Origin of the sequence: Halalkalibacter lacteus (genome assembly GCF_036663595.1) — a bacterium.
In the GTDB taxonomy this organism is placed as follows: domain Bacteria; phylum Bacillota; class Bacilli; order Bacillales; family Bacillaceae_D; genus Halalkalibacter; species Halalkalibacter lacteus.
The window spans coordinates 1-243 of record NZ_JAWRVL010000410.1 but is presented as its reverse complement, the minus strand read 5'-3'; the positions used below and the strand labels follow the sequence as shown (position 1 = coordinate 243).

At 52.7% G+C, this 243-nt stretch carries 1 pseudogene; it reads left to right on the top strand.

Annotated features, from left to right (window positions below):
- Positions 1-42: 42 nt before the first annotated feature.
- Positions 43-243: pseudogene (locus SAZ04_RS22840) on the top strand (amino acid permease); the annotation flags it as partial.

Sequence of the window (243 nt, the reverse complement as noted above, 5' to 3'; positions counted from 1 at the left end):
CCCGGTCTTAAGTCGGGAAACAGCAAACACAATCGAGGATCTATGGCAGAGAAAAAACAGGAGCTACAGCGTGGGCTGGAAGCTCGTCATATTGAACTGATAGCGCTGGGCGGCACTATCGGCGTGGTCCTGTTTATGGGCTCCGCAAGCACGCTCAAGTGGTCAGGCCCTTCCGTATTACTGGCGTACTTTATTGCCGGGCTGTTTGTTTTCTTCATCATGCGTTCCATGGGCGAAATGCTC